We start from the raw sequence: 22,425 nt of genomic DNA, 5'->3' as shown, positions 1-22,425 counted from the left end.
CCATTTTTCTCTATAACTTTTTTTACAAATAATTTTAAAAACCGGATTGGAGACTGGAAAAATAAACTCATAACAACTAAAAATTTATTTTTAGAGGTAAATCTTAAATTCTCCATACTATTTATCCAATGCACTTTAAATAAGGCGTCTTGATACAACTTTTCCTCTTTAAAATAAGATAAAACCTCCAATCTACCTTTATGCATTTTTTCTAATTGCTTTACTGTATTGCTATCATGTTGTCGATATTTTACAAATAAGTTTGGTACAACCAATATATTTCCAATTTTTGACAACTTTAACCACATATACCAATCTTCTATTAGCATTCCCGGTTTATAACCACCACCCTCTTTTATCACTTTAGTCTTAATCAATTGAGTGGGTGCATATAATAAGTGTTGATGCATAAAAATTTGATCAAAATTATAAATTGTATTTTCTTTAATTTCCGAGCTTGCTAATATTTCATTTTTTTCATCAATAAAATATACATTCCCTAAAACAGCTATAATATTTTCTTTATTATTATCTCCAAATAATTGAATTTGATTTTCTATTTTATCTTCTAATAAAATATCATCTGAAGCAATCGCTGCATAATACTCACCTTGACACCACTCTAAGGCTTCATTTAGCGTTGCACTCAAACCTTTATTTGCCCTATGCCTAAATTCAAAACGAACAAATCGTTTTTCACATTTTTCAACCATTTCTTCTATTTTTGAAATAGAATTATCTTTTGAACCATCATCAATAATAATTAATTCAATATTCTGATAAGTTTGACTTATTACACTCTGAATACAGTCCTGAACAAAATTCCCATGGTTATAACAAGGTATAACAACAGAAACTAAAGGTTGATTTTCACCATTCATACTGTATCCTTTTCTTTTAGACTTTTAAAAACACAAATACTCATAACTATCCAATATACGCCATAATTAATTAAGTGAGCTATAGAAACTCCTTTAAATCCAAACATATGAGTACATAGATAAGTTAGCAATATTGAAGTTACTGCAAATAAAATTTCAGTTGTCACAAATAATTTGGTCATAGCCTTACTTAACATTAAATATGCAAGTATCCAGCTACCAATTTTTAAGGAGTCACCTATCATCTGCCAAAAAAACAGATCACGCATAGGTAAAAATGTTTTAGTAAATAGAATAGCTATAATCCAGTCTCTAAGAAAATATACAGCTAGACTACCTATAGCAGCCAAAGGAAATATATATTTATATCCCAAGTAAACTTCTGACTTGATTTCCTCAAGTCTTGATAATTCTGAAAGTCTAGGTAAATAATATACGCCCAATGTTGTGGTCACTAACATTAAATATGCTGCACTGAGACGTATCATCGCTTCCCAGTAACCAGCGTATGTTACCCCATACTCGTGTGTTAGGTAGCTTCGAATAACTATCTGAGAAAGTGGAACACAGATAGCACTAACCAAAGCCATAAAAGCAAAAGCTATAAATTTTTTAGCAATAGTTTTATCTATTTTCCCAAATAGATACGACAATTTAAACCAATCAGCTTTGTAACATAAAAATAAAGTTATTAAGAACGCTAAAGACTGATAAATTGAAAGAGCAACTAAAGCACCATATAAACCATATTTTATCGCTAGAAGACTGGTAACGGCTAAAGAAAAAATACTGCCTACAATATTTGCAATAACTAATCTTAAAACTTCTTTTTTTCCATTTAAAATGGCTAAAAAAAGTGCATTAAAGGTAAATAATGTTAGGAATACGGCAAACCAAACAAAAACCGTTTGATAAAGATCAGTATGAAAAATATAAATTGAAAGTTGTTTTTGAAAAATTAGAATAATTAATGAAAAAATTAAGCTAAAAAGTAAGACAATACTTCCCGCTGTTTTCCATATATTTCGTTGTTTGGTTTCATCTTCATAATACTCAGCCGTATATTTAATAACTGCAGTATTAATTGCACTACCGGCGAAGGTTGTCACCATTTGTATAAAATTTTGGAACTGCCCAATAGCTGCATAACCAGCTGGACCGACATAAATAGCTAAAATCTTATTTAAAATAAACATCGTGGCCGTTTTAATTAAAACAGCCACGCCATTTAGTACACTTGTTTTTAGTAAATTCATTTTAGACTTTAAAATTATTACAAATCTGAATTACTTTCTCAGCCTCTTCCACGCTTAGTGTAGGACCAATAGGTAAACTCATCACTTCAGCATGAATTTGTTCAGATACAGGATAACTTAAGTCATTCCATTCTTTATAAGCCTGTTGCTTATGAGGTGGGATAGGATAATGAATTAAAGTTTGTACACCTTGTTCAGCCAAGTACTTTTGTAAAGCCTCGCGATGCTCAGTACGAATCACAAATAAATGCCAAACGTGTTGCTGATACTCTTCTGCATTTTTCTGAGCTAAGGGTAATTGGATTAAAGGATTAACTATATGCTGCAAATATAATTGCGCAATTTTACGGCGATGGGCTATTTCTTGATCTAAATATTTTAATTTAATATCTAGCATGGCAGCTTGAATTTCATCAAGACGACTATTTACGCCAGGTACTAAATTTTTATATTTTTCATGAGAACCATAATTACGAAGAGCACGTAACATTTGTGCAAGTTCTTCATTATTAGTGGTTACAGCACCAGCATCCCCTAATGCACCTAAATTTTTACCAGGATAAAAACTAAAACCAGAAGCATCTCCCCAGTTTCCAGCTTTTATTCCATTAATTTCAGCACTATGTGATTGAGCTGAATCTTCTAAAACAAGTAGATTATATTTATTAGCAATTGCCATGATTGCAGGCATTTCTGCTAATTGCCCATATAAATGAACAGGTAAGATTACTTTCGTTTTTGGAGTAATTGCAGCCTCAATCTTGCTTGGATCGATATTATAAGTATTAATATCCGGTTCAACTAAAACTGGAGTTAGGTTATTTGCAGTGATTGCTAAAATACTTGCAATGTATGTATTTGATGGGACGATTACTTCATCACCATCATTTAGTTTCCCCAACTCTTTCCATGCTCGAAGCGTAAGAATCAAGGCATCCAAACCATTTGCAACTCCAATTGCAAATTTTACTCCACAATATTCCGCAAAGTTTTGTTCAAATTGAGCTAGCTCATTTCCGCCTATATACCAGCCAGAGTCTATGACACGAGTACAAGCCTCAATGAGTTCTGCACGATATTGACTATTTATACTTTTTAAATCTAAGAAAGGAATCATTATTTCACATAGCCTTTAATAATTGCAGGATTTCCTACTACAATTGCATTTTCCGGAACATCTTTAGTTACTACTGCGCCTGCACCAACCAATGCATTTCGACCAATTCTTATGCCTGGTAAAATGGTAGCATTACCGCCAATACTTGCACCTTGTTCAACTATAGTTTTTAGAAACTCATCGGGATATTGCTTTGAACGGGGAGCCTTATCATTTGTAAAAGTAACGCTAGGACCAACAAAAACGTTATCTTCTAATGTAATCCCATCCCATACATATACACCTGATTTAATTGTGACGTTATTACCAATTTGCACATCATTTTCAATCATAGTGTGCGCACAAATATTACAATTTTCTCCAATAACCGCTTGTGGGAAAATCACACTATATTGCCAAACTTTTGTTTTTTGACCAATATTTTTAGATTTAACATCGGATAATGGATGAATATAAGGCTGATTTACTACACGCAGAAACTCATCGTAATTTCGAATATAATCTTGCTCTGTAAAGTGTTCACTTGCTAAAACTAGTAATACACAATCTTCTGAAAAATCATGCATTTCACGCCAGATCAATCCTTCAATAACCAAACCTTGGGTCGGGTTATCTAAAACAACTTCTTCTTTAGTAGAACCATTATCCAGAATAAATCTACAGCTACCTTTCAAACATATTGCAACTTGTTTTAAATCAATATGAGCATGAAAGCCACGCGGTTTTTGTGACGTATTAAAGATGTAATACAAACGTTTCACATCAAAAGGAATTGACTGATTAGACTCAATCGCAACTAAACCACCTCGTTCATCACCAAAACTCGGCAAGTCAATTAATTTTACAAGGCTCATGTTATTCGGTTACCAAAGAAATCAAATATTGACCATAATCATTCTTACTCATGCTTTGGCCGATTTCTAACACTTGAGCTTTCGTCAACCAACCATTATGAAGTGCAATTTCTTCAAGACAAGCCACTTTATAACCTTGACGTTTTTCAATAGTTTCAACAAACTGTGCGGCTTCAAGTAAGCTTGCATGTGTTCCTGTATCTAACCAGGCAAAACCACGTCCAAGTAACTCAACATTGAGATCACCACGGTCTAGATACATCTGGTTCACTGTCGTAATTTCAAGTTCACCACGATCTGATGGTTTTACTTGTTTTGCAATTTTCACTACATCATTATCATAAAAATAAAGACCCGTAACCGCAAAATTCGATTTTGGATGTTTTGGTTTTTCTTCTAATGAAACTGCTCGTTTTTCCTCATCAAACTCAACAACACCAAAACGTTCAGGATCTTTGACTTGATAACCAAATACGGTTGCACCCTTTTGACGGGCCACAGCTTGGCGTAGCATTGGCGTAAAACCTTGACCATAGAAAATGTTGTCACCAAGTACTAAACAGACATTACTTTCGCCAATAAACTCTTCGCCAATAATAAATGCTTGAGCTAAACCATCCGGACTTGGTTGAACGGCATAACTTAATTCAACACCGAATTGTGAACCATCACCCAATAATCGCTTAAAGCCATCTATATCGTCTGGCGTACTGATAATAAGAACTTCACGAATACCAGCCAACATCAAAACAGACAATGGATAATAAACCATTGGCTTATCGTAAATTGGTAACAGTTGTTTTGAAACGCCTTTTGTGATCGGATACAAACGTGTCCCAGAACCACCTGCTAAAATTATACCTTTTGTACTCATTATGCACTTACACCTAATCTTTCTCTTTGGTAACTGCCATCTTGTACTCGGCGGCACCACTCTAAATTATTTAAATACCACTCAACAGTCTTTCTAATACCTGTTTCAAATGTTTCCTCAGGCTTCCAGCCTAAATCTTTTGCAATTTTTGAGGCATCAATTGCATAACGTAAATCATGTCCTGGACGATCTTTTACGAAAGTGATTAATGTCTCATAAGGTTGATGATTATTTTGTGGTTTTAATTCATCTAAAATTTTACAAATTGTTTTCACAACTTCTATATTTTGTTTTTCATTATGACCACCGATATTATAGGTTTCTCCAACTTTACCTTCAGTCACAACTTTATATAAAGCTTTGGCATGATCTTCGACATACAACCAATCACGGATCTGATCACCTTTACCATAAATCGGTAAAGCCTTACCATCCAGCGCATTTAAGATCACCAATGGAATGAGCTTTTCTGGAAAGTGGTATGGACCGTAATTGTTTGAACAATTCGTTACTACCGTTGGTAAACCATATGTTCTATGCCAAGCACGAACTAAATGATCAGAACTTGCTTTACTTGCTGAATACGGCGAACTTGGCGCATAAGATGTTGTTTCAGTAAATAAATCTGTTGTACCTTCTAAATCACCATAAACCTCATCTGTTGAAATATGATGAAATTTAAAAGAGGCTTTCTTTTCTTCATTTAATTGTAACCAGTACTTACGTGCAACCTCTAATAATGTATAAGTGCCCACAATATTTGTTGTAATAAACTCAGCGGGACCATCAATAGAGCGATCAACATGTGACTCGGCTGCTAGATGCATCACAGCATCCGGTTGGAAAATTTTAAAAATTTCTGTTAAACGCTCACTATCACAAATATCAACTTGTGCAAATTGATATCGTGGATCCATATCAATTTCAGACAATGATTCTAAATTGCCTGCATATGTTAATTTATCTATATTTAATACTTCATCTTGAGTATTTTTTATAATATTTCTAATGACAGCAGAACCAATAAAACCTGCACCACCAGTGACTAAAATTTTCATAAAATTCCTATGCTAATAACTAGTAATTTTTACAGTCGAATATCACTTTGTTCTTTATCTAAAACATATTTTAAGTCATATAAAACATGTTTCTCTTTGCCTAGTGCAATGAGCTCCTGACTCGACATTGCTTTAAACTGATCATGGGCAACAGCAATAACTATTGCATCATAATGATCTTGCTTTAATTCCGTAACCGGAGCTAAGCCATACTCGCCTTCAACTTCGGCACTATCCACCCAAGGATCGTAAATATCAAGATCTAAATCGTATTCCTTTAGTGCTTTCACCATATCTACAATTTTGGTGTTCCGAATATCAGGGCAGTTTTCTTTAAAGCTCAAACCTAAAATTAATATACGAGCACCTACCACTTGTATGCGCTGCTTTACCATTTCTTTGATCAATTGGGTTGCAACATATTCACCCATACGATCATTTAAACGACGAGCTGCCAAAATAATTTCTGGATGTAAACCAATTGACTCTGCTTTATGCGTTAAATAATACGGGTCAACACCAATACAATGACCACCAACTAAACCAGGTCTAAAGTTTAAAAAATTCCATTTTGTACCTGCTGCCTTGAGTACATCTTCTGTATCGATACCCATTTTATTAAAAATCAGAGCCAACTCATTGATTAAAGCGATATTCACATCTCTTTGTGTATTTTCAATGACTTTAGCAGCCTCAGCGACTTTGATACTCGGGGCCTTATGTGTACCCGCCTCAATAATTAAATTATATACTTGATCAACATAGTCAGTGACCTCTGGAGTCGAACCTGAGGTAATTTTTAAAATATTAGTGACACGTCGTTGTTTATCACCAGGATTAATACGTTCTGGACTATAACCAACAAAGAAATCTTTATTAAAATTTAAACCCGAATGTTTTTCTAATTCAGGTATACAAACCTCTTCTGTCGCACCAGGATAAACCGTTGACTCATAAACAACGATATCGCCTTTTTTTAGAACTTTAGCAATGCTTTGGGATGCTTTTATTAGCGGGGTCAGATCTGGCTGTTTAAAATCATCGATTGGTGTAGGTACAGTAACTATAAAAAAATTTGAATTTTTTAAATCATTGATATCTGCAGTGTATGAGAGATGTTCTACTTGTTTTAGCTCATCTGATGTGACTTCTAATGTATGGTCATAGCCACTTTGTAACTCTCGTATCCGTTGCGGGTTTATATCAAAGCCTATCGTAGGTTTATGTTTACCAAATTCAGCCGCTAAAGGCAGCCCAACATACCCTAAGCCGATAATTGATATTTTTAATTGTTCGAGTTGAAACATATATAAAACCTAACCATTTAGATATAAATGGACAAACATCATGGATACGACCTACTACGATAATATAGCAGACTTTAAACAAAAATTTCTTGAAATATACAATCTGCGCTTAGCAAATAAAGTATGATTTGGGTTAATTATAGACTACAATCCAATATCTTCATGCAAAGTATCATTGGATTACAAACAATAAAGGGTTTGAATGTGAAGCATCAGAGCACATTATTATTTTTAGCCATTTCACTTTCGTTTACAGGATGTGCAGTCACCTCAGGCTTACAAACTTACGACTTACCCGAACAAGGGAGCTTTAAAACAGCTCAAGGAGCAGAAGTTTCTGTTGTCCAACTCAACCAAGACAATATTCCAAAGATTAGTTCTGAGTCTTTGCGTCCGCAGGGAAATGTAAGTGCTCTGTTTAATACTCCCTTTTATCAATATCGCTTAAGTCCAGGAGATGTCTTATCCATTCAACTTTGGGCGTATCCTGAAATTACTCCCCCTATTCAAGGGGCTTCAAGTGATATTAAAGCATTTGGTTATCCAATTGACTCTGCTGGAAATGTTCAATTACCACTTGTAGGCCAAGTTCATATTGCCGGAAAAACACTTGCTGAGACCAATAAATATTTACGTAATCAATTTGCTAAATATTTAAAAACACCTGACGTTGTAGTTCGAGTCTTGTCTTATCAGGCAAAACGCTACTTTGTTAATGGTCAGGTTATGAAAAGTGGTCAATATACCTTAGATGATCAACCTATCAGTATTTATACAGCCCTCAGTATGGCAGGTGGTGTAAATCAAGAATCTGGTGACAATACTGATATTCAGCTTATTCGTAATGGTGAAGTTTATAACTTAAATGTTGTTGCACTTGAGAAACAAGGCTATTCACTTCACAAATTATTGGTTCAACCCAATGATACGATCTATGTAAATACCAAACAAAATCAAAAACTCTATGTTATGGGTGAGTCCAATAGAAGCTCAGCTATTCCATTAAGAGATCAGGGTATGACACTAAGTGATGTATTAGGTGAAAGTGAAGGTGTTAACCCATACTCTGCAAGTGCTGCGCGTATTTATGTGATGCGTACCGATTTACACACAAGAAAATCAACAATTTATCAGCTCAATTTGAGTAGTATTGGTAACCTTGCATTATCTAATCAATTTCAAATGCAAAAAAATGATATTGTTTATATCGATGCAACTGGTTTAACACGCTGGCAGCGTATCATGAACCAGATTGTACCGTTCTCAAGTGCACTTTATACCTTTGATCAATTGGGTAAAAACTAGCATGCAGTTACAAAACATCTTAGTGGTCTGTGTTGGTAATATTTGCCGTAGCCCAATGGCAGAGTACTTTTTAAAGGCCCAGCATCCTACATTAAATATCTCATCTGCTGGTATTTCAGCCTTAGTAGGTCATACTGCAGATGACAAAGCTATTCATTGTATGGATCAGTTGAATATTGATATGAGACCACACGTGGCTCGTCAGCTTAGCGCTGAATTGATCAAACAAAATGATTTGATTTTGGTAATGAGCAATAATCAGCAAAAGCATATTGAACAAACTTGGCCATTTGCTAAGGGTAAAATTTTTAGGCTTGGCCATTGGCAAGGGCAAAATATACCTGACCCCTATCAACATGACCAAGCTTTTTTTGATCAGACTTGCCGCAACATTCAAAGCTATGTGCAAGATTGGCGCACTCAATTATAATTGTATATTAGTTGTAAATTTATGAACCAAAACTCTAAAACTAGCGAAGATAGCATCGATTTAAAAGAGTTATTCTTTTCATTGATTGCACAGTGGAAAATCATAGCATGCTGCGTGGTCTTAAGTTTAATTTGTGCCTTGCTATACTTACGGATAACGCCAGATACTTATTCTGTAGATGCAATGGTACAAGTTGAGGACAGTAAAGGCGCTGCCTCTGCTGCTTTGCTTGGTGACCTTTCTAAAGTCAGTGGAGGTCTATCTCAAAAATCACCAGCTGATCCAGAAATAGAGATTCTTCGTTCTAGAATGGTTTTAGGACAAGTCATCCAGAACCTTAATCTTGATATTAACGTCAAAGATAACCAATCAGGATTGATCGATAAGTTAATTTCACAAGATAAGAGTAGACTTGAGTATCGTCATGAATCTGTACTGTACAGTAATCAAAATAATAATTTGATTATACGAGAACTTAAAGTACCTGAATATTATTTAGATAAACCCTTAAAGTTAGAGTTCAAAGATGCAAATCAATTTACTTTAACTTACAAAGATCAAGTTGTATTTAATGGTCAATTAAACAAGAAAAATATACTAAATACAGATAGAGGTCTTTGGCAGGTACAACTTAATGCTCAAGGTAATCTGAAAGAACAAAGCTACACTTTAACTAAGCTCGCTCTACCAACAGCCGTTAAAAATTTTAATGATATCTATAGTGTTGCTGAAAAAGGTAAAGTGACTGGTGTTATTGGTTTAAATTATCTAGGCCAAGATCCTGAGCACATTACACAAGTACTTAATAATGTATTAAATGTTTATCATGAACAAAATATTGAGAGAAAGTCGTTAGAAACAAAACAGACTTTAGCTTTCCTTGAAAAACAGTTACCAGATCTTAGAAAACAGTTAGAAGATTCTGAGATCAAATTTAACCAGTTCCGTGAAAAGTACAAAACGGTAGATGTTAATGCTGAATCTGAATTATTACTTAAACAAAATATTGATTTAGAAAAGCTTAAAATTGAGTTACAACAGAAACAAGCTGAGCTTTCTGCTAAATATACTAATGATCATCCATTAATCTTGCAAATTGATGCACAAATTACAGAGATTAATAAAAAGATTGCTGATCTTAATAATCGTTTAACTCAACTTCCTGAGACGCAACGTTTATATTTACAACTATATCGTGATGTAAAGGTCAATACTGAGCTATATACATCATTACTCAACTCATATCAGCAACTCAAAATCGCTAATGCGGGTGAGATTGGTAATGTTCGCATTATTGATACTGCTGTAGAACCAGTTAAACCTATTAAACCTAAAAAATTGATTGTTCTAATACTTTCTATTTTTGTTGGTGGTTTTATCGGTGTATTAATTGCATTATTACGCAAAATGATGCGTAGCGGAGTTAATGATTCAACTCAAATTGAAAATGAATTAGATCTGCCAGTTTATGCGACCGTACCTCGTTCTCCTATTCAAGAGACTCGTATGAGTATTTTGAAAAAGAAAAAGAGTATTCCTATTTTAGCAGTTAAAAGTAGTGATGATATTGCGATTGAAAGTTTGCGTAGTATTCGTACTGCCATTCACTTCGCTTTAACCTCAGCAAAAAATAATATTATTATGATTGCTGGCCCGTCTCCAGAGGTTGGTAAATCTTTTATTTCAACTAACTTGGCCACTATTTTTGCACAAGGAAATAAACGCGTATTATTGATTGATGCTGATATGCGTCGTGGCTATATGCATAAATACTTCGATGTTGACGTAAAACCTGGTCTTTCTGAATTACTAAGTGGCCAAGCTGACTTGACACAAGTTTTACATAAAACGCAAGTTGCGAATCTCGACGTGATTACCCGTGGTAAGAGTCCAACCAACCCTTCAGAAATGTTGAGCTCTACCCAGTTCAAAGACTTACTAGAGAAGTTCCAAACTCAATATGACCATATCATTATTGATACTCCACCAGTGCTTGCGGTAACTGATGGTATTATTATTTCTCAGTACACTGGTGTGAACTTAATTGTTGCTCGTTATGCTAAGTCACATATGAAAGAGCTTGAATTAACAGTTAACCGCTTTGAACAAGCTGGTGTTAAAGTGAATGGCTTTATCCTTAACGATATTCAACGCTCTAGTGGCGGTGGTTATGGCTATAACTATGCCTATGCATATAAAGCACAAAAAGAAGATTAATTAAGAGTTTTCTTAAAAAGCCGGATCAAATGATCCGGTTTTTTTATTTGATTTTTTAAGTTTCGCCAAATTAAAACTAACTAAAATATATAAAAAAACCACTCGTTTTTTTTGTTAAACATTCTATGCTTAAGTCGAAGCATGCTAAGATCAAAGCAGCCTTTTAGACTCAAATGATTATTTTTGGAACCTTTTATGAGTAAAGCCTTACCCATTGCTGTCGCTGTAGTTTTAGGCGGTGCTGCACTTGTACCTGTATATTATGCAACTCAACATCCGACCACAGAAGTCGGACGTAAAGCAGACAAAAATGCTTCTCCAATTCAAAAAATCAGTTATGTTCTTGGTTATGAAGTTGCGCAACAAACTCCTCCAGAATTGGATACTAAGGCCTTTGTTCAAGGGATCCATGATGCTCGTAGCAAGCAGCCAAGTGCTTATACTCAAGAAGATTTAAAAGCAGCTGTTGCAGCTTATGAAAAAGAGTTACAACAAAAAATGCAGCACCCAGACAAATCAGAGCAAGCAGGTACAACTTCTGAATCTGCAGATGTACAATTCCTTACTGAAAACAAAACTAAAGCTGGGGTGAAAACCACTGCATCAGGCTTGCAATATATCATTACTAAAGAAGGTACTGGTAAGCAGCCAACAGCTCAGTCCGTTGTTAAAGTACATTATGAAGGTCGTTTAATTAATGGTCAGGTTTTTGACAGTTCTTATAAACGTGGTCAGCCAGTTGAGTTCCCTCTTAATCAGGTCATTCCTGGTTGGACTGAAGGTCTTCAACTCATGAAAGAAGGCGGAAAAGCGACTTTCTTTATCCCATCAAACCTTGCATACGGTCCACAAGAACTTCCAGGGATCCCAGCAAACAGTACACTGATTTTTGATGTAGAACTTATTTCAGTGAAATAATAACAATTCAGGAGAGTCGTTATACTCTCCTGTTTTTTTTTGGAAAATGGCATGAAAAAAATTAGTTTGTTTATTGCAGCATCAACAATGAGTTTATCTGTTCTTGCTGCCGCACCGATAACAAATAAAAGTCCAGCAAAGGATCAGTTTAGCTATAGTTATGGCTATTTAATGGGTCGTAATAATACTGATGCATTAACAGATTTAAATCTTGATATCTTTTACCAAGGTCTTCAAGAAGGTGCACAGAAAAAAAATGCCCGCTTAACAGACGAAGAAATGGCGAAAGCAATTAATGAGTATAAGAAAACTTTAGAAGCTAAACAGCTCGTCGAGTTTCAAAAATTAGGTCAACAAAATGCTCAGGCTGGCGCTGCTTTCCTTGCAGAAAATGCTAAAAAATCTGGTGTAATTACGACCAAATCTGGGTTGCAATATCAGATATTAAAAGAAGGTTCTGGTAAAACACCTAAAGCCACCTCTCGTGTAAAAGTTAACTATGAAGGTCGTTTACTTGATGGGACTGTTTTTGATAGCTCAATTGCACGTAATCATCCTGTAGATTTCCAATTAAACCAAGTTATTGCAGGCTGGACAGAAGGCTTACAGACAATGAAAGAAGGCGGTAAAACCCGTTTCTTCATTCCTGCTAAACTTGCTTATGGCGAAGTAGGTGCTGGTGATAGTATCGGTCCAAATAGCACATTAATTTTTGATGTTGAATTACTACAAGTTTTGCCAAAATAAATTTTTTTAGTTAAAAAAAGCGATCATAAATGATCGCTTTTTTATTTTAATGTTTTAAATCTCTCGGTCTAAAACCAGTAATCAGTAAGCCAATTAAGTAAGCGATTACGCCTACTACGCATAGACCCGCGACCTCAGCAATGCGGATCCATTGAGAAAGTTCACCGTTGTACCAACTTAACCCAAACCAAAGCGCTGCAATCATGGCAAGATTTGCTAAACCATATTGAAGGACTAATTTTTTCCAATGCGCGCCAAATCGGAAAATATTACGCTTATGTAGATAGAAGTAGAGTAAACCAGCATTTACCAAAGCTGAACCAGAAGATGCCAAGGCAAGCGCCATATGTTCAGCTTGCCAATTGATTAGTTTAAAGAATCCAATAAATACAACGTTTAAAATGGCATTTGCGGCAACAGACATTAAACCCACACGGACTGGTGTTTTGGTATCTTGCTGAGCATAGAAACCCGGTGCGAATACCTTAATTAACATAAAGGAAATTACACCAGCACTCATACATTGCAATGCAAGTGCAGTCATTTGAGTGTCATGTAGGTCAAACTCACCACGTTGGAATAGAGCTTGAATAATCGGTGTAGAAAGCATAAATAAAGCAATACTTGCTGGTAATCCCACCAATACAATAACTTTTGCTGCCCAGTCGATCATACCGCGGAACTTTTCTTGATCTTGCTCAGCATGGCGTGCTGAAAGCGAAGGTAAAATTACTGTACCAATCGCAACACCAATTAAACCTAAAGGTAGCTCAGTCATACGCTCTGCACTGTAGAGCCAAGATACCGAACCATCTTGCATGAAAGATGCCCAAATTGTATTTAATAATAGGTTAATCTGAGTCACAGACACACCAAATAATGCTGGAAGCATTAATTTTAAAATACGCTCTACACCCTCGTGTTTAAAATCAACTTTAGGTGGAATTAGGAGGTTTTTACGCCATAACTCAGGAATTTGTACGGCTAACTGTAGAATACCCGCTGCTACAACCGACCATCCTAATGCTTTAATAGGCTCAGCCATATACGGCGTAAGCCACCATGCACCTGCAATCATTGCTACATTGAGCAATACAGGTGAAAAAGCTGGGGAAGCAAAAGAACCATAACTGTTTAAGATACTGCTGGCGAAAGCAGTCAGTGACATAAACATTAAATATGGAATAGTCAGACGGAACATGCTGACTGCTAAATCGAACTTTTCAGGGTCATTATGGAAACCCGGCGCATACATATAGATGATTGCTGGTGCTAAGACCATAGCCACGAAAGTGAGTAAGGTCATGACCGTGAGCAAGCAACCAAATACCCGACTAATCAGGATTTGTACTTCAGCATGTGCCCGGCCTGTTTTATATTCGGTTAGTACCGGAATAAAAGCTTGCGAGAAAGCCCCTTCGGCAAACAACCTTCGAAAGAAGTTGGGAATACGAAAAGCAACGACAAAGGTATCGAAATCTTTACCCGCACCAAACACGTTGAGCAATACGACATCTCGTACCAACCCCAACACACGTGACAACATCGTCATCGCACTGACAATAAAAGTCGATCGCCACAATGCCATCGTACTCACCTACAGCTATATTCGAAAGTCGCTATTGTAATGAAACTAGAAAATCTTTTCGTTGTGAAATGATGAATGAACTCAAGTTTTTTTCTGTGCTAACAGTTGTCTAAAGTGCTGCCATTTAAAATAAGGCCCAGGATCGGTTTTTCGGCCCGGTGCAATGTCTGAATGTCCTGCAATATGGTTTTTAATTTCTGGATAAGCTTGGCGAATAGCGGTAACCACATCAGTTAGTACGTTGTACTGTACTTCTTCAAAAGGTAAGTCATCACTTCCTTCAAGCTCAATGCCAATTGAATAATCATTGCATTCAACTTTAGCTAAATAACTCGAACGTCCTGCATGCCATGCACGATCATTAAAATTAACAAACTGTAGGACTTCACCTGTTCGTAAAATTAACAGATGTGTAGAAACTTGCATGCCTTCAATAGTCTGAAAATAGGGATGAACTGACCAATCTAACTTATTTTGGAAAAACTGCTCAATGTATCCGCCTCCAAATTGAGATGGCGGCAAGCTAATATTATGAACCACAATCATTTGAATTTCGGTACCAGTCGGACGCTGGTTAAAATTTGGAGAAGGAACTTGTCTCGCCCCTTTTAATTGTCCATCTATAACTTCATACGGAGTGATTTGCTTCATTGAAATGCCAATAAATTGCTTGCCAATTGTTTTAGTTTAAAACAGTTATGTGCTTTTCAAAGTAGTTAGCACGATTGTTTATCGCGATTAAACGAATAAAACAGCTTATTTTTAAAGTCGACGGTGCTAATATATCGCAAGTTTTAGGGTCATCGACAAAATGGAAACCGTATGAGCATACCTCAGTCTTTGCTTGAACAGTCAATTCAAATCAATATTCAACAAGCATTACAAGAAGATATTGGGGACGGTGACATTACCGCCATGCTCACACCGGAAGATGAACAGGCAACTGCAACTATCATTAGCCGTGAAGATATGGTTTTAGCTGGCCAACCTTGGGTCAATGCACTCATCTCAGCTTACGACAACACTGTACAGGTGACTTGGTTAAAACAAGAAGGTGACCGTGTTGCTGCAAATGAAGCCTTTTTAAAGCTTGCAGGTTCTGCACGTAGTTTACTGACAGTAGAGCGCCCGGCTTTGAACTTTATTCAAACTTTGTCTGCTGTTGCAACAAAAACTGCTGAATATGTTCAACAGCTTGAAGGTTTAAATACAAAACTTCTTGATACACGTAAAACTTTACCAGGCTTACGTATTGCACAAAAATATGCGGTTGCTATTGGCGGCGGACAAAACCATCGTCTTGGTTTATTTGATGCATTCTTAATTAAAGAAAACCATATTATGGCAGCTGGTGGTATTGCTCAAGCAATTGCAAAAGCACACCAAATTGCACCAGGCAAACCAGTTGAAGTCGAAGTTGAAACTTGGGATGAACTCAACCAAGCGCTTGAAGCAGGTGCGGACATTGTTATGCTCGACAATTTCAGTCAGCAACAAATGATTGATGCGGTAAAACATGTAGCTGGACGTTGTAAACTTGAAGCTTCTGGTAATATCACCATTGAAAACTTACGCGAAGTGGCGACTACTGGTGTCGACTATATTTCTATGGGTGTGTTGACTAAAGATGTCAAAGCTATTGATTTATCAATGCGTTTTAATGCTTAAATAAAATCAGCATCATTATTGGTATTTTTTTGCGACTTGGTTATGTCTGCTGCTTGTGTTTTCTGCCATGCTGACTGAGTCGCTTGTGCCCCGTTATCTCGTGGGTCGGCAGCCATCAAAACAAATGTAACTACTGCTAGTAATACAATAAAACCTTGTAGCATAATTTTCCCCATCACTTTTAAAAATTTAGGGTTTCAAGGTAAAAGATAAATATGACCAAGCTTAGGAGATTCTGTTACAAAAGGTAAGTCTTTATTTTTATTATTCATCTATACGACAGCATCTTCCCACATAGTATTTTATATAAACATCCCATTCCCTTTATTTACTATCGTGATGTGGATATCTCGTTTCTCTATTCGGCCTACACGGCAGAGTCTTACCGCTTAGAATTTTTTTGCCAACAGCTCATTCTGTTACTTTGGTTTTGCCCTGAATGGCGACTAAAGCCATGCAAGGCCAAAGGCATTGTCATCTGCAAAACCTGCCCACTTTCATCCTCTATCCTATTTTGTTGCAAAAATAAGATCCTTATAGATTATAGACAGGTTGCAGATGACTTTTAGCACCAGTTAATGAGGAATAAATTTCAATACCTTCATTAAGGAAAATAACCTACCAACCTAAGACTCTAAATACCCCATATATGGATCAGAAATTGAATCTTCTGGAGTTTCTATACGTCCTGCAAAACGGCGACTAAATGTCGCATCATCCGCTAATGTCACCGTAAAGTCATACCAACCACCAAATTCAGACATATCCCAAACCAGTTCTTTTTCAGAACTATTCGTTTCTATAGCCCATGTCTTATTTGGAAGATAAGCATTTGCTTTAACTGTGAGTTTGACTGACTTATTGCCGTCGTGACGTACTTTTAAATATAAATTCGCATCACACTCTTCCACACATACTCTAATTTCCGGTAACGCTTGAGTTTGGTTAACTTGGCTCAAATTACCTTTAAACGCACGGTGGAAACCATTTGGTCCAAGTACCCATAAATCATACTGTCCATTGATAGTATTCCACACGTCATCAAGCTGTTTGCCCGCCTCAACCATATAACGGCGTGGAATTGCCGTAAGATCTAATCGGTTATAGACATGGAAAACGGCTGCCTGTTTACCCGTATTAGAGAACATCAATTTAACTGTTTTTTGAGTGGCATCAACTTTGGCACTGGTGTGCAAAATATATGGCAAAGCACGTGATGGTCGAATCCCCATTTCCTGCTGCGGAAATTGCTGCTGGCTCGGAACAGGAACTTGGGGCAATAAAGCCTGAGCAACACGAATCGCATCGGCTTCGGCTTTAGTTTTCTTTCCGTCTAGTTCAGCAACAGGCAAAAGATTCGGTGTTTTAAAATTAAATGCTGTCGTTAAATCACCACATACAGCACGGCGGTATGGGCTAATGTTAGGTTCTTGCACACCAAAGCGTTTTTCTAAGAACTGTAAAATAGAAGTATGGTCAAAGACTTGAGAATTTACCCACCCTCCACGGCTCCACGGTGAAATCACATACATCGGAACACGTACACCCGGACCATACACTCGACCATCTGGCTTAGGTTGAGATTTTGAAGTCGCTACTGCTGGATGGTTAAAGTACTCATAAGACACTTGTTGGTCTGTTAATGTGGTTTTTCCATATACAACACCGTTTATATCTTTCGAAGGTGCACTTGGTGAAGGGACATGGTCAAAGAAACCGTCATTTTCATCGAAGTTCACCAATAAAACGGTTTGACTCCACAACTCAGCATTTTCAGTTAACGCATTTAATACTTCCTGAATATACCAAGCGCCCTGTACAGGACTAGAAGGCCCCGGATGTTCACTGTAAGTTGCAGGAGCGACCAACCAACTCACCTGCGGTAATTTACCTTGTGCGATATCAGCTTTAAAAGTTCCTAAAAAACCACCGTCCGGCATGGTATTGGCAATACCTTTATAAAGTGGCTGTGTTGCATCGATTTTTTCATCATATGCTGGGCATGTTGGCGTGTCGTTACTGACAGGTTGACCAGATTGCTCGTTTGCACGGCGATATTGCTTGAAACCAGCTAAAGGGTTATCGGTAAAGTTATCTGGCATGTTTTGATAAACTTTCCATGTCACGCCAGCCTGCTGTAATCGCTCAGGATACGTCGTCCACTCATAACCTTCTGTTGATGAACCAATTCCATCAAATTCGTTTACCACACTTGCAACACCTGCACCTGTCGGGCCATTCGTTCCAGTCCAAATAAACTTACGGTTAGGATTAGTCCCTGCATGCATAGCGCAGTGGTAGGCATCACAAATGGTAAAGGCATTGGCTAAGGCAAATTGATATTCGACTTCCTGTTTTTTGTAATACCCCATCGACTGCGGCTTTTTATAAGCGACCCAATCACTCATGCGACCATTATCCCAAGCAGCTTGTCCATCAGACCAAGAGTGAGGAGTGCCTGAAACGCGCTGAGCATTTCCTAAACGACTGTCGAGATGGTACGGCAATACTTTATTTTTCTTGGCGTCGTATTGCTCCCAGACCTTTCGGCTTTCCGTCATTGGAATGGTAAAACGGTCACCGAAACCACGTACACCTTTTAACGTTCCAAAATAATTATCAAAAGAACGGTTTTCCTGAGTCAAAATCACGATGTGCTTAACATCTTGAATAGTTCCACTTTCAACTTTGGCATCAATTGCCAGCGCTTTTTGAATACTCAGCGGGAAACTCGCCAGAGCAGCGGTCCCAAACATAGTTTTTGTAGAATTTAAAAGAAATTCGCGACGATTCATTTTTTCATCCTTAATTTTTATTATGGTGCACAGTGCATTTTGCAATTGCTGGTTGGCGGTGTTGTTGACGATGAATTATCTGAGTTGTTGTCATCGTTACAAGCACTGAGCATAAGCGCTAAAGATGTAATAAATAAAAGTGAAAGTTTTCGCATTAGTTTTTTCCAAACGGTTTAAATGCGAACTACTAATAAAGCGTAAAAGTGACAGGCAAGTGATGTTTTTATGTCGATTTGATGAAGGCATAAAAAAACGCATCCGAAGATGCGTTTTTTAGATAACTTGAAATTACCAGCCTAAAGCTTCTTGTTGCTTTTTAATAAGCTCGGCAATTCCTTTTTCTGCCATTTCTAGCATGGCATTACTTTGTGCACGAGTAAATGGCTTATCTTCGGCTGTACCTTGAATTTCAATAAACTCACCCGCTTGTGTCATCACGACGTTTAAGTCAGTTTGACAGTTCGAATCTTCTTCATAGCAAAGATCAAGAAGTACTTCGTCTTGATACATACCTACAGAAATTGCAGCCACTAATCCCTTAAGCGGATCATGCTTAATTTTCTTCTGGGCAAGTAAAACGTTCATTGCATCAACTAAAGCTACAGCAGCACCAGTGATTGAAGCAGTACGTGTACCACCATCAGCCTGAATGACATCGCAGTCGATCGTAATGGTATTTTCACCCAGCTTTTTCAAATCAACCATAGCACGTAAACTACGACCGATCAGGCGCTGGATCTCTTGAGTACGACCTGTTTGTTTGCCACGAGCAGCTTCACGGTCACAACGTGAATGCGTTGAACGCGGTAACATGCCATATTCTGCTGTTACCCAGCCTTGGCCTTGGCCTTTTAAAAAGCGTGGCACTGAGTTATCAATGCTTGCAGTACAAAGGACTTTGGTGTGACCAAATTCGACCAGCACAGAACCTTCAGCATAACGGGTGTAGTTTCGTGTAATTTTCACTTCACGTAATTGGTCTAATGCACGTTGGTCAATACGCATAATCCTTCCTAACTTCTCTTAAATACAAACTTGGGCATAGTATAGCAAAGGATTTTGACAGGTTGAGTTTATTCCCTACTTTGAAATGTAAGTCTGCAAGTTTCATAACTCAAAAATAAAAATAGCCCCTAAAAAGGAGCTATTTTGGATTAACTGAGATTACGCAAATTTGAATTTTGCTTTTAACTTTTCCAATGTCTGCATTACTTTTCCTGTGGTATGGTTTGGCAGTGAACATTTGGCCAAACGTACCCATACACTCCAGAACTGGCGCATAAAGTTCGCCTCGTTGTAGTTAATACCATATTCAGCGCAAAGTGCCTTAATTTTCGGGGCTACTTCTTTATAGCGGTTGGCAGGCATATCTGGGAATAAATGGTGTTCAATTTGATGGCTTAAGTTACCACTCAGAAAATGAAGCCATTCTGTCCCACTAAAATTACTTGAACCACGAATCTGACGTAAATACCACTCTGCCTTAGTTTCAGTATCTGTATTGTCTGGTTCAAACGTTTCTGCATCTTCAGTAAAGTGGCCATTAAAAATCACCGCAGATGACCACAAGTTACGAATAATATTGGCAACTACATTTCCTGCAAAAACTGGTAAAAACATAGGACCAGAGATCACAGGGAAAAACACATAATCTTTTAAAACTTGGCGCGTTGCTTTTTTACGCACTTTAGCCGAATCTTTCCAAACCTGTTTCCAGCTCTTGGTTTTATAAACTAATGCATCTTCAAGATGTAAGTTTTGTACACCTACATACCATTCAAAGAAAAACATTAACTGTAGGCCGAGCGGAATATTAAACAGGTGGCGAGGTTCCCACTTCTGTTGGTCACTTACTCGCAAAAGGCCATAACCAACATCATGATCTTTACCTACAATATTGGTATAAGTGTGGTGCACGTAGTTATGTGTTTCACGCCAGTCATCACCCGATGCAATGGTATCCCAATCATAAGTATTACCGTTCAGACTTGGTTCATTTAACCAGTCAAACTGACCATGCATAACGTTATGACCAAGTTCCATATTTTCTACAATTTTAGAAATACCCAGTAAACCTGTTCCCAATAACCAGACAGGTGGAATCCAGCCACCAAACATCAACATGCCACGCGATGCGATTTCGGTATAGCGAACAAAATTACGTACTTTGTAGATATATTTTGCGTCTTGTTCACCAAGACTTTGCATTACGTCTTGACGAATCTGCTCAACACGGCGACCAAACTCTTCAGTCTGTTCAGGTGTTAAATGAGCAGATTTAGAAACAGTAGAAAATTCTAATGCCATATTCATAGGGTTAATCCTCTGTAATTCTTTTTATAGATCAATCGTGACTGGGCTTAATGCCTGGCTCACGCATAGTTTAATTGGACGGTTCGGTTGATCCTCAACTTCACCTGTTAACAGGTTTTGAGTAACTCCACTCACTTTGGTACAGCTGCATTTATTGCAGACACCCATACGACAACCATGTTGCGGACGTAGTCCTGCTTGCTCTGCACTGCTCAATAAATTCGTTTCAGCTAAAAATTCGTGTTGGGCACGGCGGAAAATAACAGGCTGTGCGACATGGGTTCCCGTCACTTGAAGTGGTTGGAAATACTCTTGATAAAGCTGTGACTGAGCACCCTTTTGTGCATAAATTTCATTTGCCTGTTGCATCATGCCGTGATGACCACAAACATAAGTTGCTGTTTGCTCAAAGTCAGGAACCAGCTTTTGTAGCAGGCTTTCAGTTAAATGCTGCTTTTGCTCGGTAGTATTAAAAAAATGATATTGAAGCTGTGGGTACTGCTCTGCCAAAGCTTTTAATTCAGCATGAAAAATTTCTGCACGATTAAAATAAATCACATGAATTTGTTCAAGCTGCTGTTTCAAAGCTTGCTGCAAAAGTGAATAAATTGCAGTAATACCGCTTCCTGATGCAATTAAAATGGCAGGTTGCTGGCCTTGATGCAAAGTGAAATCACCTTGTGGCTGTGAAATTTCAACACACTCACCGACATGTAATAGTTGAGCTGCACGAGACACCAAGCCTTGGACTTTAATACCTAAAGCAATTTCACCTTGAGGAGTTACTTCAATAATTGAGTAACTACGTTGTTGGTAAACGCCATCGATAAGTAAAGTCAGTAAAATACTTTGCCCAGCACGTACCTGATCGAAATTAAAATTACGATTCGGTTTAAGCATGAGGAGCACCATATCGGTATGAAGTGGCTGAACAGCGGTAACTTCTGCAAGTATCCTTTTCCAAGCCCAAGACACGTTAATTTTTTGCAAAATAAAATCAACGAAATCTTCTCGAACCCAATGCGGTTGATAGTTAAGTGTTGCGTTCATACGTTCCTCTTTTGTTTCTGGCTATTTATTTGAGTGAACACATGTTC

At 37.3% G+C, this 22,425-nt stretch carries 21 protein-coding genes; 6 read left to right on the top strand and 15 right to left on the bottom strand.

What is annotated here, in order from left to right; translation table 11 throughout:
• The 7 genes from ACG59Z_RS17535 to tviB all read right to left on the bottom strand — a co-directional run.
• On the bottom strand, positions 1-881 hold an 881-nt coding region (locus tag ACG59Z_RS17535), incomplete at its 3' end, for a glycosyltransferase family 2 protein (protein WP_400200582.1).
• On the bottom strand, positions 878-2,137 hold the full coding sequence (locus ACG59Z_RS17530) for an O-antigen translocase (protein WP_100192175.1): 1,260 nt from the start codon (positions 2,135-2,137) through the stop codon (positions 878-880). The genes ACG59Z_RS17535 and ACG59Z_RS17530, both read right to left, overlap by 4 nt.
• A gap of 1 nt (position 2,138) precedes the next feature.
• Positions 2,139-3,254 (bottom strand): DegT/DnrJ/EryC1/StrS aminotransferase family protein, encoded by a 1,116-nt coding sequence (locus ACG59Z_RS17525; RefSeq protein ID WP_130174166.1) that lies wholly within the window; start codon positions 3,252-3,254, stop codon positions 2,139-2,141.
• Positions 3,254-4,108: a WxcM-like domain-containing protein gene (locus ACG59Z_RS17520; protein ID WP_187142570.1), complete on the bottom strand. Its 855-nt coding sequence runs from the start codon at positions 4,106-4,108 to the stop codon at positions 3,254-3,256. Before ACG59Z_RS17520 ends, ACG59Z_RS17525 begins: the two co-directional genes overlap by 1 nt.
• A 1-nt stretch (position 4,109) precedes the next feature.
• A complete protein-coding gene (gene rfbA / locus ACG59Z_RS17515) occupies positions 4,110-4,982 on the bottom strand; it encodes a glucose-1-phosphate thymidylyltransferase RfbA (RefSeq protein WP_130174164.1) in 873 nt (290 codons plus the stop codon).
• A complete protein-coding gene (gene rfbB, locus ACG59Z_RS17510) occupies positions 4,982-6,040 on the bottom strand; it encodes a dTDP-glucose 4,6-dehydratase (RefSeq protein ID WP_100192177.1) in 1,059 nt (352 codons plus the stop codon). The genes rfbA and rfbB overlap by 1 nt, the downstream gene beginning before the upstream one ends.
• A 29-nt stretch (positions 6,041-6,069) precedes the next feature.
• Positions 6,070-7,347 (bottom strand): Vi polysaccharide biosynthesis UDP-N-acetylglucosamine C-6 dehydrogenase TviB, encoded by a 1,278-nt coding sequence (gene tviB, locus ACG59Z_RS17505; protein ID WP_130174162.1) that lies wholly within the window; start codon positions 7,345-7,347, stop codon positions 6,070-6,072.
• Positions 7,348-7,509: 162 nt separating this feature from the next.
• Here tviB and ACG59Z_RS17500 point away from each other — a divergent pair, with 162 nt between their 5' ends.
• The 5 genes from ACG59Z_RS17500 (at position 7,510) to ACG59Z_RS17480 (ending at position 12,964) form a co-directional block, all read left to right on the top strand.
• Positions 7,510-8,652 carry a polysaccharide biosynthesis/export family protein gene (locus tag ACG59Z_RS17500; protein ID WP_400200581.1) on the top strand — a complete coding sequence of 381 codons (1,143 nt, stop codon included), beginning with the start codon at positions 7,510-7,512 and terminating at the stop codon, positions 8,650-8,652.
• A gap of 1 nt (position 8,653) precedes the next feature.
• Positions 8,654-9,082: a low molecular weight protein-tyrosine-phosphatase gene (locus ACG59Z_RS17495; RefSeq protein WP_002050525.1), complete on the top strand. Its 429-nt coding sequence runs from the start codon at positions 8,654-8,656 to the stop codon at positions 9,080-9,082.
• 21 nt (positions 9,083-9,103) lie between these two features.
• Entirely contained in the window at positions 9,104-11,299 is a 2,196-nt protein-coding gene (locus ACG59Z_RS17490; RefSeq protein ID WP_400200580.1) for a polysaccharide biosynthesis tyrosine autokinase, read from the top strand.
• A 195-nt stretch (positions 11,300-11,494) separates the two neighbouring features.
• Positions 11,495-12,217, top strand: a complete 723-nt coding sequence (locus ACG59Z_RS17485) for an FKBP-type peptidyl-prolyl cis-trans isomerase (RefSeq protein WP_400200579.1) — start codon at positions 11,495-11,497, stop codon at positions 12,215-12,217.
• 51 nt (positions 12,218-12,268) lie between these two features.
• Positions 12,269-12,964, top strand: a complete 696-nt coding sequence (locus tag ACG59Z_RS17480) for an FKBP-type peptidyl-prolyl cis-trans isomerase (RefSeq protein ID WP_400200578.1) — start codon at positions 12,269-12,271, stop codon at positions 12,962-12,964.
• Positions 12,965-13,010: 46 nt separating this feature from the next.
• Here the strand turns inward: ACG59Z_RS17480 and murJ are convergent, their stop codons facing one another.
• A complete protein-coding gene (gene murJ, locus ACG59Z_RS17475; protein WP_171073910.1) occupies positions 13,011-14,561 on the bottom strand; it encodes a murein biosynthesis integral membrane protein MurJ in 1,551 nt (516 codons plus the stop codon).
• A 72-nt stretch (positions 14,562-14,633) separates the two neighbouring features.
• Positions 14,634-15,203, bottom strand: a complete 570-nt coding sequence (gene ampD / locus ACG59Z_RS17470; RefSeq protein WP_400200577.1) for a 1,6-anhydro-N-acetylmuramyl-L-alanine amidase AmpD — start codon at positions 15,201-15,203, stop codon at positions 14,634-14,636.
• Between the two features lie 171 nt (positions 15,204-15,374).
• Between ampD and nadC the strand changes: the two genes are divergently transcribed.
• On the top strand, positions 15,375-16,220 hold the full coding sequence (nadC, locus tag ACG59Z_RS17465; protein WP_400200576.1) for a carboxylating nicotinate-nucleotide diphosphorylase: 846 nt from the start codon (positions 15,375-15,377) through the stop codon (positions 16,218-16,220).
• On the opposite strand, the gene ACG59Z_RS17460 is transcribed toward nadC, so the two are convergent.
• The 6 genes from ACG59Z_RS17460 to ACG59Z_RS17435 all read right to left on the bottom strand — a co-directional run bounded on the left by ACG59Z_RS17460 (position 16,217) and on the right by ACG59Z_RS17435 (position 22,378).
• Entirely contained in the window at positions 16,217-16,384 is a 168-nt protein-coding gene (locus ACG59Z_RS17460) for a hypothetical protein (protein WP_400200575.1), read from the bottom strand. The two genes, nadC and ACG59Z_RS17460, sit on opposite strands and share 4 nt — an antisense overlap.
• Positions 16,385-16,846: 462 nt before the next feature.
• Positions 16,847-19,015 (bottom strand): phosphocholine-specific phospholipase C, encoded by a 2,169-nt coding sequence (locus ACG59Z_RS17455; RefSeq protein ID WP_400200574.1) that lies wholly within the window; start codon positions 19,013-19,015, stop codon positions 16,847-16,849.
• 20 nt (positions 19,016-19,035) lie between these two features.
• Positions 19,036-19,170, bottom strand: a complete 135-nt coding sequence (locus ACG59Z_RS17450; RefSeq protein ID WP_263612647.1) for a hypothetical protein — start codon at positions 19,168-19,170, stop codon at positions 19,036-19,038.
• 133 nt (positions 19,171-19,303) lie between these two features.
• Positions 19,304-20,020 (bottom strand): ribonuclease PH, encoded by a 717-nt coding sequence (gene rph / locus ACG59Z_RS17445; RefSeq protein ID WP_004706096.1) that lies wholly within the window; start codon positions 20,018-20,020, stop codon positions 19,304-19,306.
• Positions 20,021-20,179: 159 nt separating this feature from the next.
• Positions 20,180-21,322, bottom strand: coding sequence for a fatty acid desaturase family protein (locus ACG59Z_RS17440; protein ID WP_400200584.1), 1,143 nt, complete (start codon positions 21,320-21,322; stop codon positions 20,180-20,182).
• Between the two features lie 30 nt (positions 21,323-21,352).
• Positions 21,353-22,378 (bottom strand): ferredoxin reductase, encoded by a 1,026-nt coding sequence (locus tag ACG59Z_RS17435; protein WP_400200573.1) that lies wholly within the window; start codon positions 22,376-22,378, stop codon positions 21,353-21,355.
• Positions 22,379-22,425: the final 47 nt, after the last annotated feature.

This window comes from Acinetobacter sp. ABJ_C1_1 (genome assembly GCF_044684115.1).
Taxonomy (GTDB): domain Bacteria; phylum Pseudomonadota; class Gammaproteobacteria; order Pseudomonadales; family Moraxellaceae; genus Acinetobacter; species Acinetobacter nosocomialis_A.
The sequence above is the reverse complement of the archived record's forward strand: the minus strand, read 5'-3'. Positions and strand labels throughout refer to the sequence as shown.